Annotated in this window: 15 protein-coding genes; 10 read left to right on the forward strand and 5 right to left on the reverse strand. The window is 71.7% G+C overall.

The features are described 5' to 3' along the window. Positions 1–55: 55 nt before the first annotated feature. The 3 genes from N553_RS0104815 to N553_RS21135 all read left to right on the forward strand — a co-directional run bounded on the left by N553_RS0104815 (position 56) and on the right by N553_RS21135 (position 2,423). Positions 56–400 carry a VOC family protein gene (locus tag N553_RS0104815; protein ID WP_028045588.1) on the forward strand — a complete coding sequence of 115 codons (345 nt, stop codon included), beginning with the start codon at positions 56–58 and terminating at the stop codon, positions 398–400. A 121-nt stretch (positions 401–521) separates the two neighbouring features. After that, entirely contained in the window at positions 522–1,574 is a 1,053-nt protein-coding gene (locus N553_RS0104820) for an NAD(P)-dependent alcohol dehydrogenase (RefSeq protein WP_028045589.1), read from the forward strand. Between the two features lie 57 nt (positions 1,575–1,631). Continuing rightward, a complete protein-coding gene (locus tag N553_RS21135; protein WP_081844360.1) occupies positions 1,632–2,423 on the forward strand; it encodes a YqjF family protein in 792 nt (263 codons plus the stop codon). A 7-nt stretch (positions 2,424–2,430) separates the two neighbouring features. Here N553_RS21135 and N553_RS21140 read toward each other — a convergent pair whose 3' ends face one another. Both N553_RS21140 and N553_RS0104835 read right to left on the reverse strand, forming a co-directional pair. Next, the gene (locus N553_RS21140; RefSeq protein ID WP_051639829.1) at positions 2,431–3,168 is read right to left on the reverse strand and encodes a PadR family transcriptional regulator; all 738 of its coding nucleotides are present in this window, start codon (positions 3,166–3,168) and stop codon (positions 2,431–2,433) included. A 174-nt stretch (positions 3,169–3,342) separates the two neighbouring features. Continuing rightward, positions 3,343–4,050 (reverse strand): SDR family NAD(P)-dependent oxidoreductase, encoded by a 708-nt coding sequence (locus N553_RS0104835; protein ID WP_034620647.1) that lies wholly within the window; start codon positions 4,048–4,050, stop codon positions 3,343–3,345. Between the two features lie 129 nt (positions 4,051–4,179). Between N553_RS0104835 and N553_RS0104840 the strand changes: the two genes are divergently transcribed. The 4 genes from N553_RS0104840 to N553_RS21145 all read left to right on the forward strand — a co-directional run bounded on the left by N553_RS0104840 (position 4,180) and on the right by N553_RS21145 (position 6,534). Then, on the forward strand, positions 4,180–4,524 hold the full coding sequence (locus N553_RS0104840) for a YciI family protein (RefSeq protein WP_028045591.1): 345 nt from the start codon (positions 4,180–4,182) through the stop codon (positions 4,522–4,524). Between the two features lie 86 nt (positions 4,525–4,610). After that, the gene (locus tag N553_RS0104845) at positions 4,611–4,976 is read left to right on the forward strand and encodes a YciI family protein (RefSeq protein WP_028045592.1); all 366 of its coding nucleotides are present in this window, start codon (positions 4,611–4,613) and stop codon (positions 4,974–4,976) included. Then, a complete protein-coding gene (locus N553_RS0104850) occupies positions 4,973–5,203 on the forward strand; it encodes a hypothetical protein (RefSeq protein ID WP_028045593.1) in 231 nt (76 codons plus the stop codon). Before N553_RS0104845 ends, N553_RS0104850 begins: the two co-directional genes overlap by 4 nt. Continuing rightward, positions 5,200–6,534 carry an RNA polymerase sigma factor gene (locus N553_RS21145; protein WP_369796672.1) on the forward strand — a complete coding sequence of 445 codons (1,335 nt, stop codon included), beginning with the start codon at positions 5,200–5,202 and terminating at the stop codon, positions 6,532–6,534. The genes N553_RS0104850 and N553_RS21145 overlap by 4 nt, the downstream gene beginning before the upstream one ends. Positions 6,535–6,549: 15 nt before the next feature. Here the strand turns inward: N553_RS21145 and N553_RS0104860 are convergent, their stop codons facing one another. Continuing rightward, entirely contained in the window at positions 6,550–7,794 is a 1,245-nt protein-coding gene (locus tag N553_RS0104860) for an Nramp family divalent metal transporter (RefSeq protein ID WP_028045594.1), read from the reverse strand. 135 nt (positions 7,795–7,929) lie between these two features. Between N553_RS0104860 and N553_RS0104865 the strand changes: the two genes are divergently transcribed. Further along, the gene (locus tag N553_RS0104865) at positions 7,930–9,030 is read left to right on the forward strand and encodes a GNAT family N-acetyltransferase (protein WP_028045595.1); all 1,101 of its coding nucleotides are present in this window, start codon (positions 7,930–7,932) and stop codon (positions 9,028–9,030) included. On the opposite strand, the gene N553_RS0104870 is transcribed toward N553_RS0104865, so the two are convergent. Next, positions 9,020–9,985 carry an AraC family transcriptional regulator gene (locus N553_RS0104870; protein ID WP_028045596.1) on the reverse strand — a complete coding sequence of 322 codons (966 nt, stop codon included), beginning with the start codon at positions 9,983–9,985 and terminating at the stop codon, positions 9,020–9,022. The genes N553_RS0104865 and N553_RS0104870 overlap by 11 nt on opposite strands. 80 nt (positions 9,986–10,065) lie before the next feature. Between N553_RS0104870 and N553_RS0104875 the strand changes: the two genes are divergently transcribed. Then, positions 10,066–10,860, forward strand: a complete 795-nt coding sequence (locus N553_RS0104875) for a hypothetical protein (RefSeq protein ID WP_028045597.1) — start codon at positions 10,066–10,068, stop codon at positions 10,858–10,860. Between the two features lie 18 nt (positions 10,861–10,878). Here N553_RS0104875 and N553_RS0104880 read toward each other — a convergent pair whose 3' ends face one another. After that, positions 10,879–11,646, reverse strand: a complete 768-nt coding sequence (locus tag N553_RS0104880) for a hypothetical protein (protein WP_028045598.1) — start codon at positions 11,644–11,646, stop codon at positions 10,879–10,881. 165 nt (positions 11,647–11,811) lie between these two features. Here N553_RS0104880 and N553_RS0104885 point away from each other — a divergent pair, with 165 nt between their 5' ends. Beyond that, the gene (locus tag N553_RS0104885; protein WP_028045599.1) at positions 11,812–13,122 is read left to right on the forward strand and encodes an APC family permease; all 1,311 of its coding nucleotides are present in this window, start codon (positions 11,812–11,814) and stop codon (positions 13,120–13,122) included. Positions 13,123–13,129: the final 7 nt, after the last annotated feature.

Genomic DNA, 13,129 nt, shown 5'->3' on the forward strand with positions numbered 1-13,129 from the left:
TCGTCAGGTGGAGGACGGCGGACATCCGCCCCTGATACACGGAAGAAGGACGAACATGACGGACGGACTGAAGATCGTCGTGGTGCCGGTCAAGGACCTCGACGCGGGCAAGGCGTTCTACGGCGCGCTCGTGGGCGTCGAGCCCATGACGGACGAGCCCTACTACGTCGGGTACGAGACCGCGGGCATCCACCTCGGGCTCAACCCGCACGGTCACGAGCAGGGCATGACGGGTCCCACGTACTACTGGATCGTCGACGACCTCGAGGCCTCGCGTGATGCACTCGTCGCGGCCGGCGGCTCGGTCCTGCAGGACGTCACCGCGGTGGGCGGCACCCGCACCATCGCGACGGTCGCCGACGCCGACGGCAACGTCATCGGGCTCGCGCACGACGCCTGACCGACCGCACGCAGAACGGGGGTCCGCACGGGCCCCCGTTCGTGCGCCGGGCAGCATCGGGCGCGAGGGCGCAGGCTGGCGCATGATGGTGCTCCCCGCCGTCATCTCGAGGAGATCCGCTGTGCCCCTGACCGTCCCCGCCCTGCTCGCTCGCTCCGCCGGTGCGAAGTTCGAGCGCGGCACCATCGAGCGCCGCGAGCTCGGAGAGCACGACGTCCTCATCGACATCGCCTACGCCGGCATCTGCCACTCGGACATCCACCAGGCGCGCGAGGAGTGGGGCTCGGCCACGTTCCCGATGGTCCCCGGGCACGAGATCGCCGGCGTCGTCTCGGCTGTCGGGTCCGGCGTGACCACGCGTTCCGTGGGAGACCGCGTCGGGGTGGGCTGCTTCGTCGACTCGTGCCGCGAGTGTGCTCGCTGCCAGGCGGGCGAGGAGCAGTTCTGCGAGCGCGGGATGGTCGCCACCTACAACGGGCGCCAGTACAGCGGTGAGCCCACGTACGGCGGGTACTCCACGCAGATCGTCGTCGACGAGAACTACGTCCTGCGCATCCCCGACGAGCTCGCGCTCGACGTCGCCGCGCCCCTGCTGTGCGCAGGCATCACGCTCTACTCACCGTTGAAGAACTGGGGCGCGGGTCCCGGTCGTCGCGTCGCGATCGTCGGCATGGGTGGTCTCGGGCACATGGGCGTCCAGCTCGCGCACGCGCTCGGCGCCGAGGTCAGCGTGCTCAGCCAGTCGCTGTCCAAGGAGGCGGACGGCCGTTCCCTCGGCGCTGACCGCTACTACGCGACCAGCGACCCGGAGACGTTCGCACGGCTCCGCGGGCAGTTCGACCTGATCATCAGCACCGTCTCGGCGGACCTCGACATGGACGCCTACCTGCGCATGCTCGCGTTCGAGGGCTCGTTCGTCTTCGTCGGCCTCCCGGAGAACAAGCAGTCGTTCCGCGTGTTCTCGCTCACCGCGGGACGCCGCTCGATCTCCGGGTCGAACATCGGCGGCATCCGCCAGACGCAGGAGATGCTCGACTTCTGCGCGGCCCACGGGATCGCGTCACTGGTCGAGACCATCACCGCCGACGACGTGGACACCGCCTACGACCGGGTCGTCGCCAGCGACGTCCGCTACCGCTTCGTCATCGACACGTCGACGATCCCCACGAGCTGACGCGTCCGGCCCGGTCGGGGCTCCGCCGGGTGATGCAGCGGGCCTAGGTTGGCCAGCATGGACCCCATCCAGGCCGTCCCGCCGCCGCTGACCGGGCGCGCGATCCTCACGCAGGAGTGGCAGCGGGTGAGCATCCTGCACTGGCGGGTGAAGTCGGCCGACATCGGCCGGTTCTACCCGCCCGGCACCCGTCCCGACGAGTTCGACGGCTCGTCGTGGGTGGGTCTGCTCGCGTTCCGGCTGGCACGGTTCCGCATCGTCCCCGGACCGCGTCTGCCGTACATCGGCGACTTCCCCGAGACGAACGTGCGGCTCTACACGGTCGACGACGACGGTCGGCGCGGGGTGCTGTTCCGGTCGCTCGAGGCGTCGCGGGTCCTCACCGTGCTGGGTGCGCGGACGGTCATGAACGTGCCGTACCAGTGGGCCCGGATGTCGCTGGACCGGGTCGACGACGTCCTCGACTACCGATCTACCCGGCTGACCGGCACCCGGCCGTCCTCCCGGATGGTGGTGCGGCCGTCGTCGGAACCGGTCGTCGGCGACCCGCTCTCCGACTTCCTCACCGCCAGGTGGGGCGCGCACACCGTCATCCGCGGGCGGACGCGGTTCGTGCCCATCGAGCACGAACCGTGGCCGCTGCGCCGCGCCGAGCTGGTGTCGCTGGACGACGAGCTCGTCGCCGCGGCAGGCATCGCCGTCGACGGCCCGCCGCCGTCGGTCCTGTACTCCCCCGGTGTCCACGCCCGCTTCGCGGTCCCGCAAGGAGTTACGCGGCCTCGGCGGGATGACCAGGGCGGAGACGGCGACGGCCCCCCGGCCGTGATGTCGGGGGGCCGTCGGTCATGAGGTGTCGTCAGGCGTCCTGGACCGGCGCGTCGGACACGGGCGCATCCGTCACGGGCGCGTCCGTCACGGGCGCGCCCGTCACCGGGTCACCGGCGAGGATCAGATACAGGTCCCGACGCGAGCGCTCGAGGACCGCGAGCGCCTGGGTCGCCTGGTCGTCCGTGCCGGACCGGGCGACCTGGTGGGCTGCCGCGGCGAGCGCCTCGAGCGCGCCCCGCAGGTTGCGGCCGGGCGACGAGGGCCGGCTCGCGGCGTCCTCGAACGGGCTGCCCAGCTGCTCGGAGTTCTGGGCGACGTAGGCGGTTCCGGCGTCCGTGAGACGTGCGAGCTTGCGCCCCGACTCGGCGGTGATGGTCACCAGACCCTCGTCCTCGAGCAGGTTGAGCGCCGGGTAGATGGCGCCCGGGCTCGGCCGCCACTGGCCGCCGGACCGCTCGCCGATCTCCTGGATCAGCTGGTAGCCGTGCATCGGCTGCTCGTCGAGCAGCAGCAGGACCGCCGCGCGGATGTCACCCCGTCCGGCTCGCCGGCCAGGACCACGGCCGCCGGGGCCGAAGCCACCGAAACCGGGGCCGCCGAACCCGCGGGGGCCTCGCGGGCCGCCGTGGTGCTCGCCGTGCGGGTAGAAGACGCCGCGGGGGCCGCCGCGTCCAGGGTCGAAGCCCTCCTCGAAGGGAGCGCTCGGGAAGTCGCCGCGGCGCTGCCGGCCGCGAGGATCGGACGTGTCGTTGTGGTGGTGTCGCATGAGTGGTTCTCCTTGGAAGACGTCGGTGCCCGGGCCGGTGCGGCCCGGGGGCGTCGCCGGCTGGCGCGAGAATCGCGTCGGCTCTGCGGCGTCCGGGAGGTGGTGCTCTCCACCGGATGGTCGTAAAGATATATCGTTGATAGGACGTTGACAAGTCCTATCGATACATCGGTCTCAGAGCCGCGCGAGCACCGCACCGCCGTGGACGCCGAGCACCTGCCCTGTGGTCCAGCCCGCGTCGGGCGACACCAGGTAGGCCACCGCGGCCGCCACCTCCTCCACCGTCCCGGGACGGCCGGCGGGGATGCGCGCGACCCTGCGGGCCTGCTCGTCGTCGTCGAGACGGCCCGTCCAGAACTCGGTGTCAGGGACGAAGCCCGGAGCCACGGCGTTGACGGTGATCCCGTCGGCGGCCACCGACGCTGCGGTGCCCGTCACCCAGGAGTTGACCGCGGCCTTCGCCGCACCGTACGAACCCGCGCCGCGCAGGGCGGCCACCGAGCTGAGCGCGACGATCCTCCCGCCGGGCCGCGTCATCCTGGGCAGCAGCGCCTCGCCGAGCAGCACGGTCGTCAGCACGTTCAACCGGAACTCGTCGAGCCACACCTCGGCCGTCGCCTGCAGCCCGTCACCGGTCCGGGCGAGCATGCCGCCGGCGTTCAGCACGAGCACGTCGACCGCGCCGAGCCGGTCCGCGAGCGCCTGGACCTCGTCCGGCTCCCTCAGGTCGGCCACCTCGACACCCATCGCCCCGGCGGACGCCCGCTCGAGCACGTCCCGCCGGCGCCCGACGATCACCACCTCGTCGCCGTCGGCCAGCAGCCGCTGCGCCACGGCCAGGCCGATCCCCGTGCCGCCACCTGTCACCACTGCACGTCTCATGGAACGAGCGTGCCGGGACGCGTCCCGGCAGGCGATCCGAGAGGGGTCCGTGCCGGCCTGCAACGTCGCCTGGGCCCGGTCGATCGAGCGCCGGCTGGCGCGTCATGGGGATGACGAAAGGATTGACGCATGACCGAGTACCTCATCACCCTGCGCGGAGACGCCAGCGTCTGGGAGACACCGGACGGACCGCGCCTCCAGGCGTGCCACACCGCCCACGACGACTTCTACCGGGCGTGCGCCGCGCAAGGCCACACGGTCGTCGCGAACGCGGAGCTGGACCACTGGAGGTCCACCGTGGTGCGGATCCGGGAAGGGGTCCTCTCGATCACCGACGGCCCGTTCACCGAGCCGACGGAGGTGCTCGCAGGGGTCTACCGGATCGCCACCGACGACCTCGACGGGTTGGTCCCGCTGATCGGCGACCTGCTCCGGGTGACCGGGGAGACCGCCGAGGTCCGGGCCATCATCTGACGGGTGTCGATCCGGCGAACCCTCGCGCGTCATCCCGCCGACGGGGCACAGTAAGGGAGCCCCGACCACGACCGAGGAGATCAGCGATGGCCGCGAAGTGGATGGTGCTCCTGTACGGCAACGAAGGGTTCTGGTCGTCGGCGACCCAAGAGATCGCCGACCGGATCATGGAGGAGCACCGCGCGTACGGCGCGGCCTGCGCCGAGCGGGGCTACACGCTGCTCGGGGGTGAGGAGCTCGACTTCTCGTCCAAGGCGTTCAGCACCCGTCGTTCTCCGGGTGGCGCGGTGCAGGTGACCGAGGGGCCCTACAGCGAGACCGTGGAGTACCTCGGCGGGTTCTACATCGTCGAGACGGACGACCCACGCGGCCTGGCTCAGCTCACGGGCGAGATCCTGGTGACCGACGGTGGGGGCGGCGTCGAGATCCGGCCGGTGGTGCTGCACCCGTGAGGTTCGTCGTCCTGGCGTTCGGGTCCTCCGCACGGTCGGACGTCGCGCTCGCCCCCGCCGAGACCGGGACGCTCGTCGTCGACGGTGCCGTGCACCCCGCAGGTTTCGACGGCGCTGCTGCAGCGCTGACCGGGTTCTCGCTGGTCGAGGCCGTCTCGCTGGACGACGTCCTGGACGCACTGCCGCCGCGGGGCACCTTCGAGGTTCGCCCGGCGGACGTCACGTGACGAAGCAGTCCACGACCGCTCGCGCGTCGGACGACGAGTCCGGGGTGCTGGCACAGGACTCGTCAGCCGCGCTCGCCGACGCGTGGCAGACGTCGTGGTCGCGGTTGATCGGCCTCCTGATCGGGCAGTACGCGCGGCCGGACCTGGCCGAGGATGCCGTCTCCGACGCGTTCGAGGCCGCGGCCCGCCACTGGCCGGTCGACGGTGTGCCCACGAACACCGGCGCCTGGCTGCTCACCGCCGCGCGCCGTCGCGTCCTCGACCGCCTCCGCTCCGAGGCGGTCCACCGCCGGAAGGAGCCGTTGATGGTTGTCGACGACGAGATGCGTGCCGCGGCCGCCGCCGTCGTCGACCCCGGCGCACACGTGGCCGACGAGCAGCTCCGGCTGATCTTCGCGTGCTGCCACCCCGCCATCGCACCGGACGACCGCGTCGCCCTGACGCTGCGTTTCGTCGTCGGTCTCACGACCACGGAGATCGCCCGCCTCCTGCTCGTCCAGGAGACCGCGATGGCCGCCCGGCTGACGCGCGCCAAGAAGCGGCTCGCCTCCTCGGGCATCCCCTTCGCGACCCCACCGGCGGCCCACCTCGACGAGCGCCTCGACGTGGTCGCGACCGTCGTGTACCTCGCCTTCACGTCGGGGTACCACCCGGGTGCCGGCGAGACGGCGCTGCGCGTCGACCTCGGCGACGAGGCGATCCGGCTGCTGCGCGTCCTGGACTCGCTGCTCCCTGACAGGCCCGTGGTGCGCGCCCTCCTGGCCTTGCTGCTCCTGCAGCACTCGCGCCGCGACACCCGTCTCGCCCCCGACGGAACGCTGGTCCTGCTGCCCGACCAGGACCGCACCCGGTGGCACCACGCGGAGATCGCGGAGGGCGTCGCGCTGCTCCAGTCCCTCCCGTTGTCCCCCGTCATGACGGAGGCGGACACGTCGTTGGTGACGCGCCTTGCTCAGGAGTACCGCCTCCAGGCTCTGATCGCGGCCGAGCACGCCACCGCCCCGACCGCCGAGGACACGCGCTGGGACGTCATCGCCGGTCTCTACCTGCAGCTCGAGCGCCTCACGGGTTCGCCGGTCGTCCGGCTGGCCCGGGCGGTCGCCGTCGCGGAGGCGTCCGGCCCCGACGCCGGTCTGCTGCTGCTCGAGGGCCTCGAGGACGCCCTCCCCCGACACCACCGCGTCCCCGCGGTGCGCGCCGAGCTGCTGGTCCGGTCCGGCAACCCGACCGCGGCCGCGACCTCCTACCGCGAGGCCCTGACGCTGGTCACCAACCCCACGGAACGCGCTCACCTGGAGTCGCGCCTGGCTGCGCTGGCCGGCGCCGAGTGACCGCGGTCTGAGGCGTCAGCTCAGGGCCAGCAGGACCAGAAGGGTCAGGTTCAAGGCGACGACGAGCCCGACCACCACCAGGAGCGTCGCGTGGAGTCGCGGGCCGTTGCGGTAGCTCCCCATGACTGCGGCGGACCGGGTGAGCCGGACCAGCGGGATGACCGCGAAGGGGATGCCGAAGGACAGGATCACCTGGGACACCACGAGGGTCCAGGTCGGGTCGGCGCCCATCGCGAGGAGCAGGAGCGCCGGGATGAGGGTGACCGCGCGCCGCACCACCAGGGGAACGCGCCGGTGCAGGAGTCCTTCCATGATCGTCGCGCCCGCGTAGGCACCGACCGATGTCGAAGCCAGACCTGAGGCGAGCAGCCCGATGGCGAACGCGATGCCGATGCCGATGCCGAGGGCCGCCACGATCGCGTCGTACGCACCGGGGATGGAGTCGGTGCCCTCGACGCCTCGAAGCGCGGACGCGGCGAGCAGCAGGAGCCCGATGTTGACCACGCCGGCGATCGCGAGCGCGCACCCGACGTCCCAGCGGGTCGCTCTCAGCACCCGCGGCACGTCCCCGCGAGCTCCGTGGCGGTCGCGGGCGAGCGCTGAGTGGACGTAGATCGCGTGGGGCATGACGGTCGCACCGAGCATCGACGCGGCCAGCAGGACGGAGCCGGGGCCGTCGAACCGCGGCACCAGGCCGGACAGCACGCCGCGCGCATCGGGCGGCACGACGAACAGCCCGGCCAGGAAGCCGATGGAGATGATCGCGAGCAGGCTCACGATCACGAGCTCGAACCGCGACTGCCCGTACCGGTTCTGCGTGAGCAGCAGGAGCAGCGAGACGACGCCGACGATGAGCCCGCCCAGGGCCAAGGGAGTCCCGAAGAGCAGGTTCAGGGCGATGGCCCCACCGACCACCTCGGCGATGTCCGTGGCGGCGGCGACGAGCTCCGCCTGCGCCCAGAACGCGAGCCTGGGCCCACGTCGCAACCGCTGGCCCAGCAGCCCCGGAAGCGACTGCCCGGTGACGAGCCCGAGCTTCGCGGACTGGTACTGGACGAGCACGGCCATGGCGTTGGCCACCACGAGCACCCAGAGCAGCAGGTAGCCGTAGCGTGCTCCGGCGGTGAGGTTCGCGGCGACGTTGCCCGGGTCCACGTAGGCGATCGCGGCCACGAACGCCGGCCCGAGCAGGAACGCGAACCGGCGCCGGGCCGCGGCGGCGGGCGCCCGGTCGACGTCGACGGTCGTTCTGCTCTGCATCCTGCGCTCCAGAAGTTCGGCCTACCGAACTTATGGTACCGGAGCGTCGCAGTTCCGCCATGGCGCCGGACCCCCCCGGCCGCGCCCCGGACAATTGGATCGACCGCGGAGAGACGGCGCGCGAGGGTGGTGAGCATGACGACGTGGTCCCTCCGCGAGGTTCCCGCACTGGAGAGCACGAGCTCCCCGGGTTCCTGGCTGCTGGACGGATTCGTGCGGGCCACGAACGCGGTCCTCCTGGACAGCTGGGGCAACCACGACCTCGACCGGTCGGCGCAGGAGATCCTCGGTGCGCTGCACGACGCGAGCTACGTCCGCAAGATCCGCCTGGTCGCGGTGGCCGACGGCACCACCGACGACCCGGACCGGGTGCTCGGCTACGCGGCGCTGGACATGCCGCTGCGCGACAACACCCACCTGGGCATCGTGGACATCGGGGTCCGCCCCGACCACCGCCGCCGGGGCATCGGTTCCGGCCTGCACGACGCCGTGATCGCGCGTGGGACCGAGGCCGGTCGATCGACGTTCCAGGCGTCGACCGACCAGCGGGTCGAACCTCCCGACGGTCCGGACGTCCTCACGCCGTCGACCGGCGAAGGTCGGGTCTCGGCCACGGCGGACGGAACGCGCTTCGCGAGGACGCACGGGTACGCGCTCGCCCAGGTGGCCCGGTACTCGGTCTTCGACCTCCCCTTCGACCAGGACCATGTCGGACGCCTGCGACGGGATGCCGACGAGCACGCCGGGCCCGACTACCGCCTGGTGTCCTGGTCGGACCACTGCCCCGAGGAGTGGGTCGAGCACTACGCCGTGCTCGTCGGGCGGATGAGCACGGACACACCCGTGGGTGGCCTGGACTACGGCGAGGAGGGCTGGGACGGCGAGCGGATCCGCACGACGGAGAAGCAGCTCGAGGAGCGCGGGGTCGGTCTCCTGGTGATGGCAGCCGAGCACGTCCCGACGCACACGCTCGCCGCGTTCACCGAGTTCAAGACGATGCCGCACGCACGGGACTTCGTGCACCAGAACGACACGCTCGTGCTCCAGGAGCACCGCGGGCGTCGGCTGGGGATGCTGGTCAAGGCCGCCAACCTCCAGCGGCTCGCGGCGCAGCGGCCGCTCGTCCGGCGCGTCGGCACGTGGAACGCCGAGGAGAACAGCTACATGCTGGGCATCAACGTCGCGCTCGGCTTCCGGCCGGCGGGCGGGTCGGGCGAGTGGCAGCTCACCCGGTAGCCGCGACGAGGCTCGCACGGTACTGCTGCGGGCTGACCTGGTGCTCGCGCTTGAACGCCGTGCTGAACGCGAACGGCGTGCCGTACCCGACCTGGCGCGCAACCGACGCGACTGTCGCGTGCGGCTCCTGCAGCAGGTCGGCGGCCAGCGACATCCGCCAGCCGGTCAGGTACGACAACGGCGGCTCGCCGACGAGCGCCGTGAACCGTCGCGCGAACGCGGCGCGCGACAGCCCGGTGCTCGCGCCGAGCCGCTCCACGGTCCAGGGTGCGGCCGGCTGCTCCTGCATCAGCAGCAGCGCGCGCCCGACGACCGGGTCGGCCGATGCCCGGTACCAGCCGGCCGCACCGGCGCTGCTGGACGACGTGGGCTGCTGCGCCGCGAACCACCAGCGCAGCACCGCGATCAGGACGAGGTCGAGCATCCGGTCCAGCACGGCCGCCTGTCCCGGTTCGTCGCGGGAGATCTGGGCGGCGAGGTAGTCGATCAGGGCACTGGGGACGTGCTCACGTGGCGCGACGACGACCGGCGGAAGTCCCGCGAGGACGCGCCGGCCGACCATGCTCTGCGACTCGTAGGTGCCGTTGAGCAGCAGGGTGCTGCCGTCGGGCGCGTTGCCCCAGGTCCGCACCCCGACGTCGGTCATCGGCGGGGTGCCCGGACCCGCCAGCGGGACGCAGACCTGGCCGGGACCGATGCGCACCTGCGGGGCTGTCGCGGGGTCGTCGGCGACCGTGTAGTCCGAGGTCCCGCGGATGACGGCGACGTCCCCGGCACGCAGGAGCACGGGCTCGCACCCTGTCGCCAGGATGTACGCCTGCCCGCGCACCAGCGCGACGACGGTGAGCGGTGCCCGGTCCTCGATCCGCATCGCCCACGGCGGCTCGAGCGAGCACCGCAGCACGAACGCGTCCCGGGCACTCGGTCCGGCGAGCACAGCCGACAGCGGGTCCATCGCCTCACAGTAGACGCCTACGTATGCTCGCGCGCTTCTGAACGATTGAGACGCTCCCGAGCAGGCATTCAGATAGACGCATGACAACATTCATCGCAGGAGGCACCGGCAAGACCGGTCGCCGCGTCGCAGCTCGTCTCGAAGCCCTGGGACACAGCACCCGGATCGGCTCGCGGAACGGCACGCCGCCGTTCGACTGGGACCGACCCGACACGTGGGACGCAGCCCTCGACGGCGTGGAGCGCGCCTACATCGCCTACGCACCCGACGTCGCAGTACCGAGCGCACCGGAGCACCTGGCGATGTTCGGGAAGGCGGCTGCCCACCTCAGTGCCATCACCCTGCTCTCCGGTCGAGGGGAACCGCAGGCGCAGGAGGCCGAAGCGGCGCTCAGGAGCAACGCACCCCAGAGCACCGTCCTGCGTGCGAGCTGGTTCGCGCAGAACTTCTCCGAAGGCCTGTTCGTGGACGACATCGTGACTGGTCGTCTGGCACTGCCCGTCGGGGACGTCGGCGAGCCGTTCCTCGACGCCGACGACCTCGCCGACGCAGCCGTGGCGACCCTCGTCGAGAAGGGTCACGCGGGACGGCTCTACGAGCTCACCGGGCCACGCCTGCTGTCGTTCGCCGATGCCGTCCACGAGATCGCGGACGCCGCGGGCCGCGCGGTGACGTTCCAGACCGTCACGCCGCAGGAGTACGCCACGACCCTGGAGGGCGCCCCGCCGGACGTGGTCGAGCTGGTCCTGATGCTGTTCCGCGAGCTGTTCGACGGACGCAACGCGCACCTGGAGACGGGCGTGGCAGACCTCCTCGGCCGCGAGCCCCGCGACTTCCGGGCGTTCGCGCAGGCGAACCGGGAGGCGTGGCGGTGAGGCGCGGCCCGGGACCCGTCAGGTCGTCCTGACGGCCTTGGGCATGGACATGGACCACCAGCGCCCCCACCGGTCCTCCACCTCGGCGAACGTGACGTCGTCGAGACCGTAGGTGGACAGGATCGCGTTGACGGTCCCGTGGGGCGGGGTGGCCGCGGCGGGCACCTCCATGATGACGAAGTAGATGGCGCTGATCCCGTGCAGCCGCAGCCCGAACTGCAGCGGTGTCATGTAGTCGACCGTCCCCCCGAGCAGCGTGCCGTCCGGGCGGCGGGCCTGCACGTGACCGCCCACGGGGACGCTCCGGATGCCCGCGATCCCGGCGTTGTCGAGCAGCCGGTCTCCGGGGGTGCCCGCGTCCAGGCCGAACGTCGACAGGGTCCGACGGTCCTCCCCCGGGTGGACGGTGATCGCGAACGCGAGCTGGTGCACGAACGCGATCCACTCCTCGTCGACCACGTCGCGGACGCCGTCGAACGAGGAGGTCCCCTGGTGGCTTCGGCGGGTGACCGTCAGCCGGGTGTGGCCGGGGACCGAGACCGTCGACCGTGCGGTGATGATCACGTCGTGGTGCGGCCACGTGAGCGTGTGGATCGTCTCGTTCCCGACGACGTCGTGCGCCTCGACCGGTCCGACCGCGAACAACGCCTGGATCTCGGCATCGAGCCCGTCGTGGTCCCACCGGTACCACCGGCGCACCAGCTGAGGTTCACGCAGGTGGGGCCACACGGCCGCGAGCGGGACCGGGATGTCGACCGACACGACCTCACGGAGCTCCAGCGTCATCGCTGCTCACCTCGCCCTCCGACAACGACGTTAGTCAGGGATGGGCGAGCACGCTCGTCGGGCAGCCACAGGCTCGCGCGGCGCATGACGAGCACAGCACGACGCGACGGGTCTATCGTCGGGCGTGCCGGCCGCGGCACCGGCGGCATGACCCGAGGGAGTCGCATGTCCGAGCCGGTACCCGCCGCGAAGGCGCACCTGAGCGTGCGAGGAGCCATCGTGCTCGGCGTCGGCGCGATGGTCGGTGCCGGGATCTTCGCGCTGCTCGGCCAGGCCGGTGCGGTGGCCGGCTCCGCCGTGTGGCTCTCGTTCCTGCTGGCCGGGATCATGTGCACGGCGCTCGGGTACACGCTCGTGAAGTTCGCGATGCGCTGGCCGTCGTCCGGCGGGATCATCGTGTACCTGTCGCACGGATTCCGCAGCCGTCGGCTCGTCGGGGTGGCGGCGTGGTTGGGGTACCTCACCGCGATCGTCGTCGTGGGCGCCATGGTCGCCGCGTCGTTCGGGGACTACGCGGCGGACGTGATCGCCGACGGCCCGTCCGGCGGCTGGTTGTCCAAGGTGTGCGCCGTGCTGCTCATCGCGTTCGGCACCTGGCTCACCATCGCCGGCCCGCGTCTGGTCGACAGCGTTCAGTCGGTGATCGTCGGCCTGCTCCTGGTCGTGTTCGCCGTGTTCATCGTGGGCACGTTCTCCCAGGTCGACTTCGCGCTGCTCGCGCCGAGCACGTACCCGAGCGTCAACGACATCATCGCCAGCATCGCCCTGACGTTCTTCGCGTTCCTCGGCTTCGCGGTCATCTCCTTCGTGGGCGACGACCTGCCCGAGCCTCGACGGCAGATGCCGATCGCGCTGTACGCCGCTCTGGCCATCACGACCGTGCTGTACGTGCTGGTCGCGGTGTGCGTGTTCGGCACGCTCCCCGTCGACGAGGTGGTGGCCGCGGGACCCCGGGCGCTCGCCGTGGCTGCCGAGCCCACCTTGGGGCAGGCGGGCTACACGATGATGACGATCGCCGCACTGCTCGCGACCTCGTCCAGCGTCACCGCGATCCTCTACAGCTCACGCGCGCTGACCGGCGCGCTGGCGGACTCGGGCACGTTCCCACCGGCCTTCGGTTCGCGGACACGGCTGGGGAGCCACGGTGGGCTGCTGATCACCGCCGGGCTGACGATCCTGTTCGTCACCGTGCTGGGTCTCGGCGCGCTCGCATCCGTCGGTAGCGCGGTGTCCCTGGCGGTGTTCCTGCTCGTTGCCATCGCGGCGTTCCGGCTGCGGTCGGAGCTGAACGCCTCGACGCTGCTGACGGCCGCGGCGACGGTGATCTCGGCCGTGGTGCTGGCCTGGTTCGTCGTCGACCTGTTCCGGGCACAGCGGCGCTCGTTCTGGTTCATGATCGTGCTGATCGTGCTGGCCGTCGTCGTCGACGTGGTGTGGACACGACGACGACAGTCAGCTCAGGACCAGCCGGCCTGACAAGGGC

The organism is Cellulomonas sp. URHE0023, assembly GCF_000688475.1.
Taxonomy (GTDB): domain Bacteria; phylum Actinomycetota; class Actinomycetes; order Actinomycetales; family Cellulomonadaceae; genus Cellulomonas.

What these genes read in the sequence shown, in the direction of transcription:
- N553_RS0104860 (WP_028045594.1), bottom strand. Translation starts at nt 7,794, where the DNA reads ATGCAGAGCAGAACGACCGTCGACGTCGACCGGGCGCCCGCCGCCGCG.
- N553_RS21140 (WP_051639829.1), bottom strand. Translation starts at nt 3,168, where the DNA reads ATGCGACACCACCACAACGACACGTCCGATCCTCGCGGCCGGCAGCGC.
- N553_RS21135 (WP_081844360.1), top strand. Translation starts at nt 1,632, where the DNA reads ATGGACCCCATCCAGGCCGTCCCGCCGCCGCTGACCGGGCGCGCGATC.
- N553_RS0104870 (WP_028045596.1), bottom strand. Translation starts at nt 9,985, where the DNA reads ATGGACCCGCTGTCGGCTGTGCTCGCCGGACCGAGTGCCCGGGACGCG.
- N553_RS0104885 (WP_028045599.1), top strand. Translation starts at nt 11,812, where the DNA reads ATGTCCGAGCCGGTACCCGCCGCGAAGGCGCACCTGAGCGTGCGAGGA.
- N553_RS0104845 (WP_028045592.1), top strand. Translation starts at nt 4,611, where the DNA reads ATGGCCGCGAAGTGGATGGTGCTCCTGTACGGCAACGAAGGGTTCTGG.
- N553_RS0104840 (WP_028045591.1), top strand. Translation starts at nt 4,180, where the DNA reads ATGACCGAGTACCTCATCACCCTGCGCGGAGACGCCAGCGTCTGGGAG.
- N553_RS0104815 (WP_028045588.1), top strand. Translation starts at nt 56, where the DNA reads ATGACGGACGGACTGAAGATCGTCGTGGTGCCGGTCAAGGACCTCGAC.
- N553_RS0104880 (WP_028045598.1), bottom strand. Translation starts at nt 11,646, where the DNA reads ATGACGCTGGAGCTCCGTGAGGTCGTGTCGGTCGACATCCCGGTCCCG.
- N553_RS0104875 (WP_028045597.1), top strand. Translation starts at nt 10,066, where the DNA reads ATGACAACATTCATCGCAGGAGGCACCGGCAAGACCGGTCGCCGCGTC.
- N553_RS0104865 (WP_028045595.1), top strand. Translation starts at nt 7,930, where the DNA reads ATGACGACGTGGTCCCTCCGCGAGGTTCCCGCACTGGAGAGCACGAGC.
- N553_RS0104835 (WP_034620647.1), bottom strand. Translation starts at nt 4,050, where the DNA reads ATGAGACGTGCAGTGGTGACAGGTGGCGGCACGGGGATCGGCCTGGCC.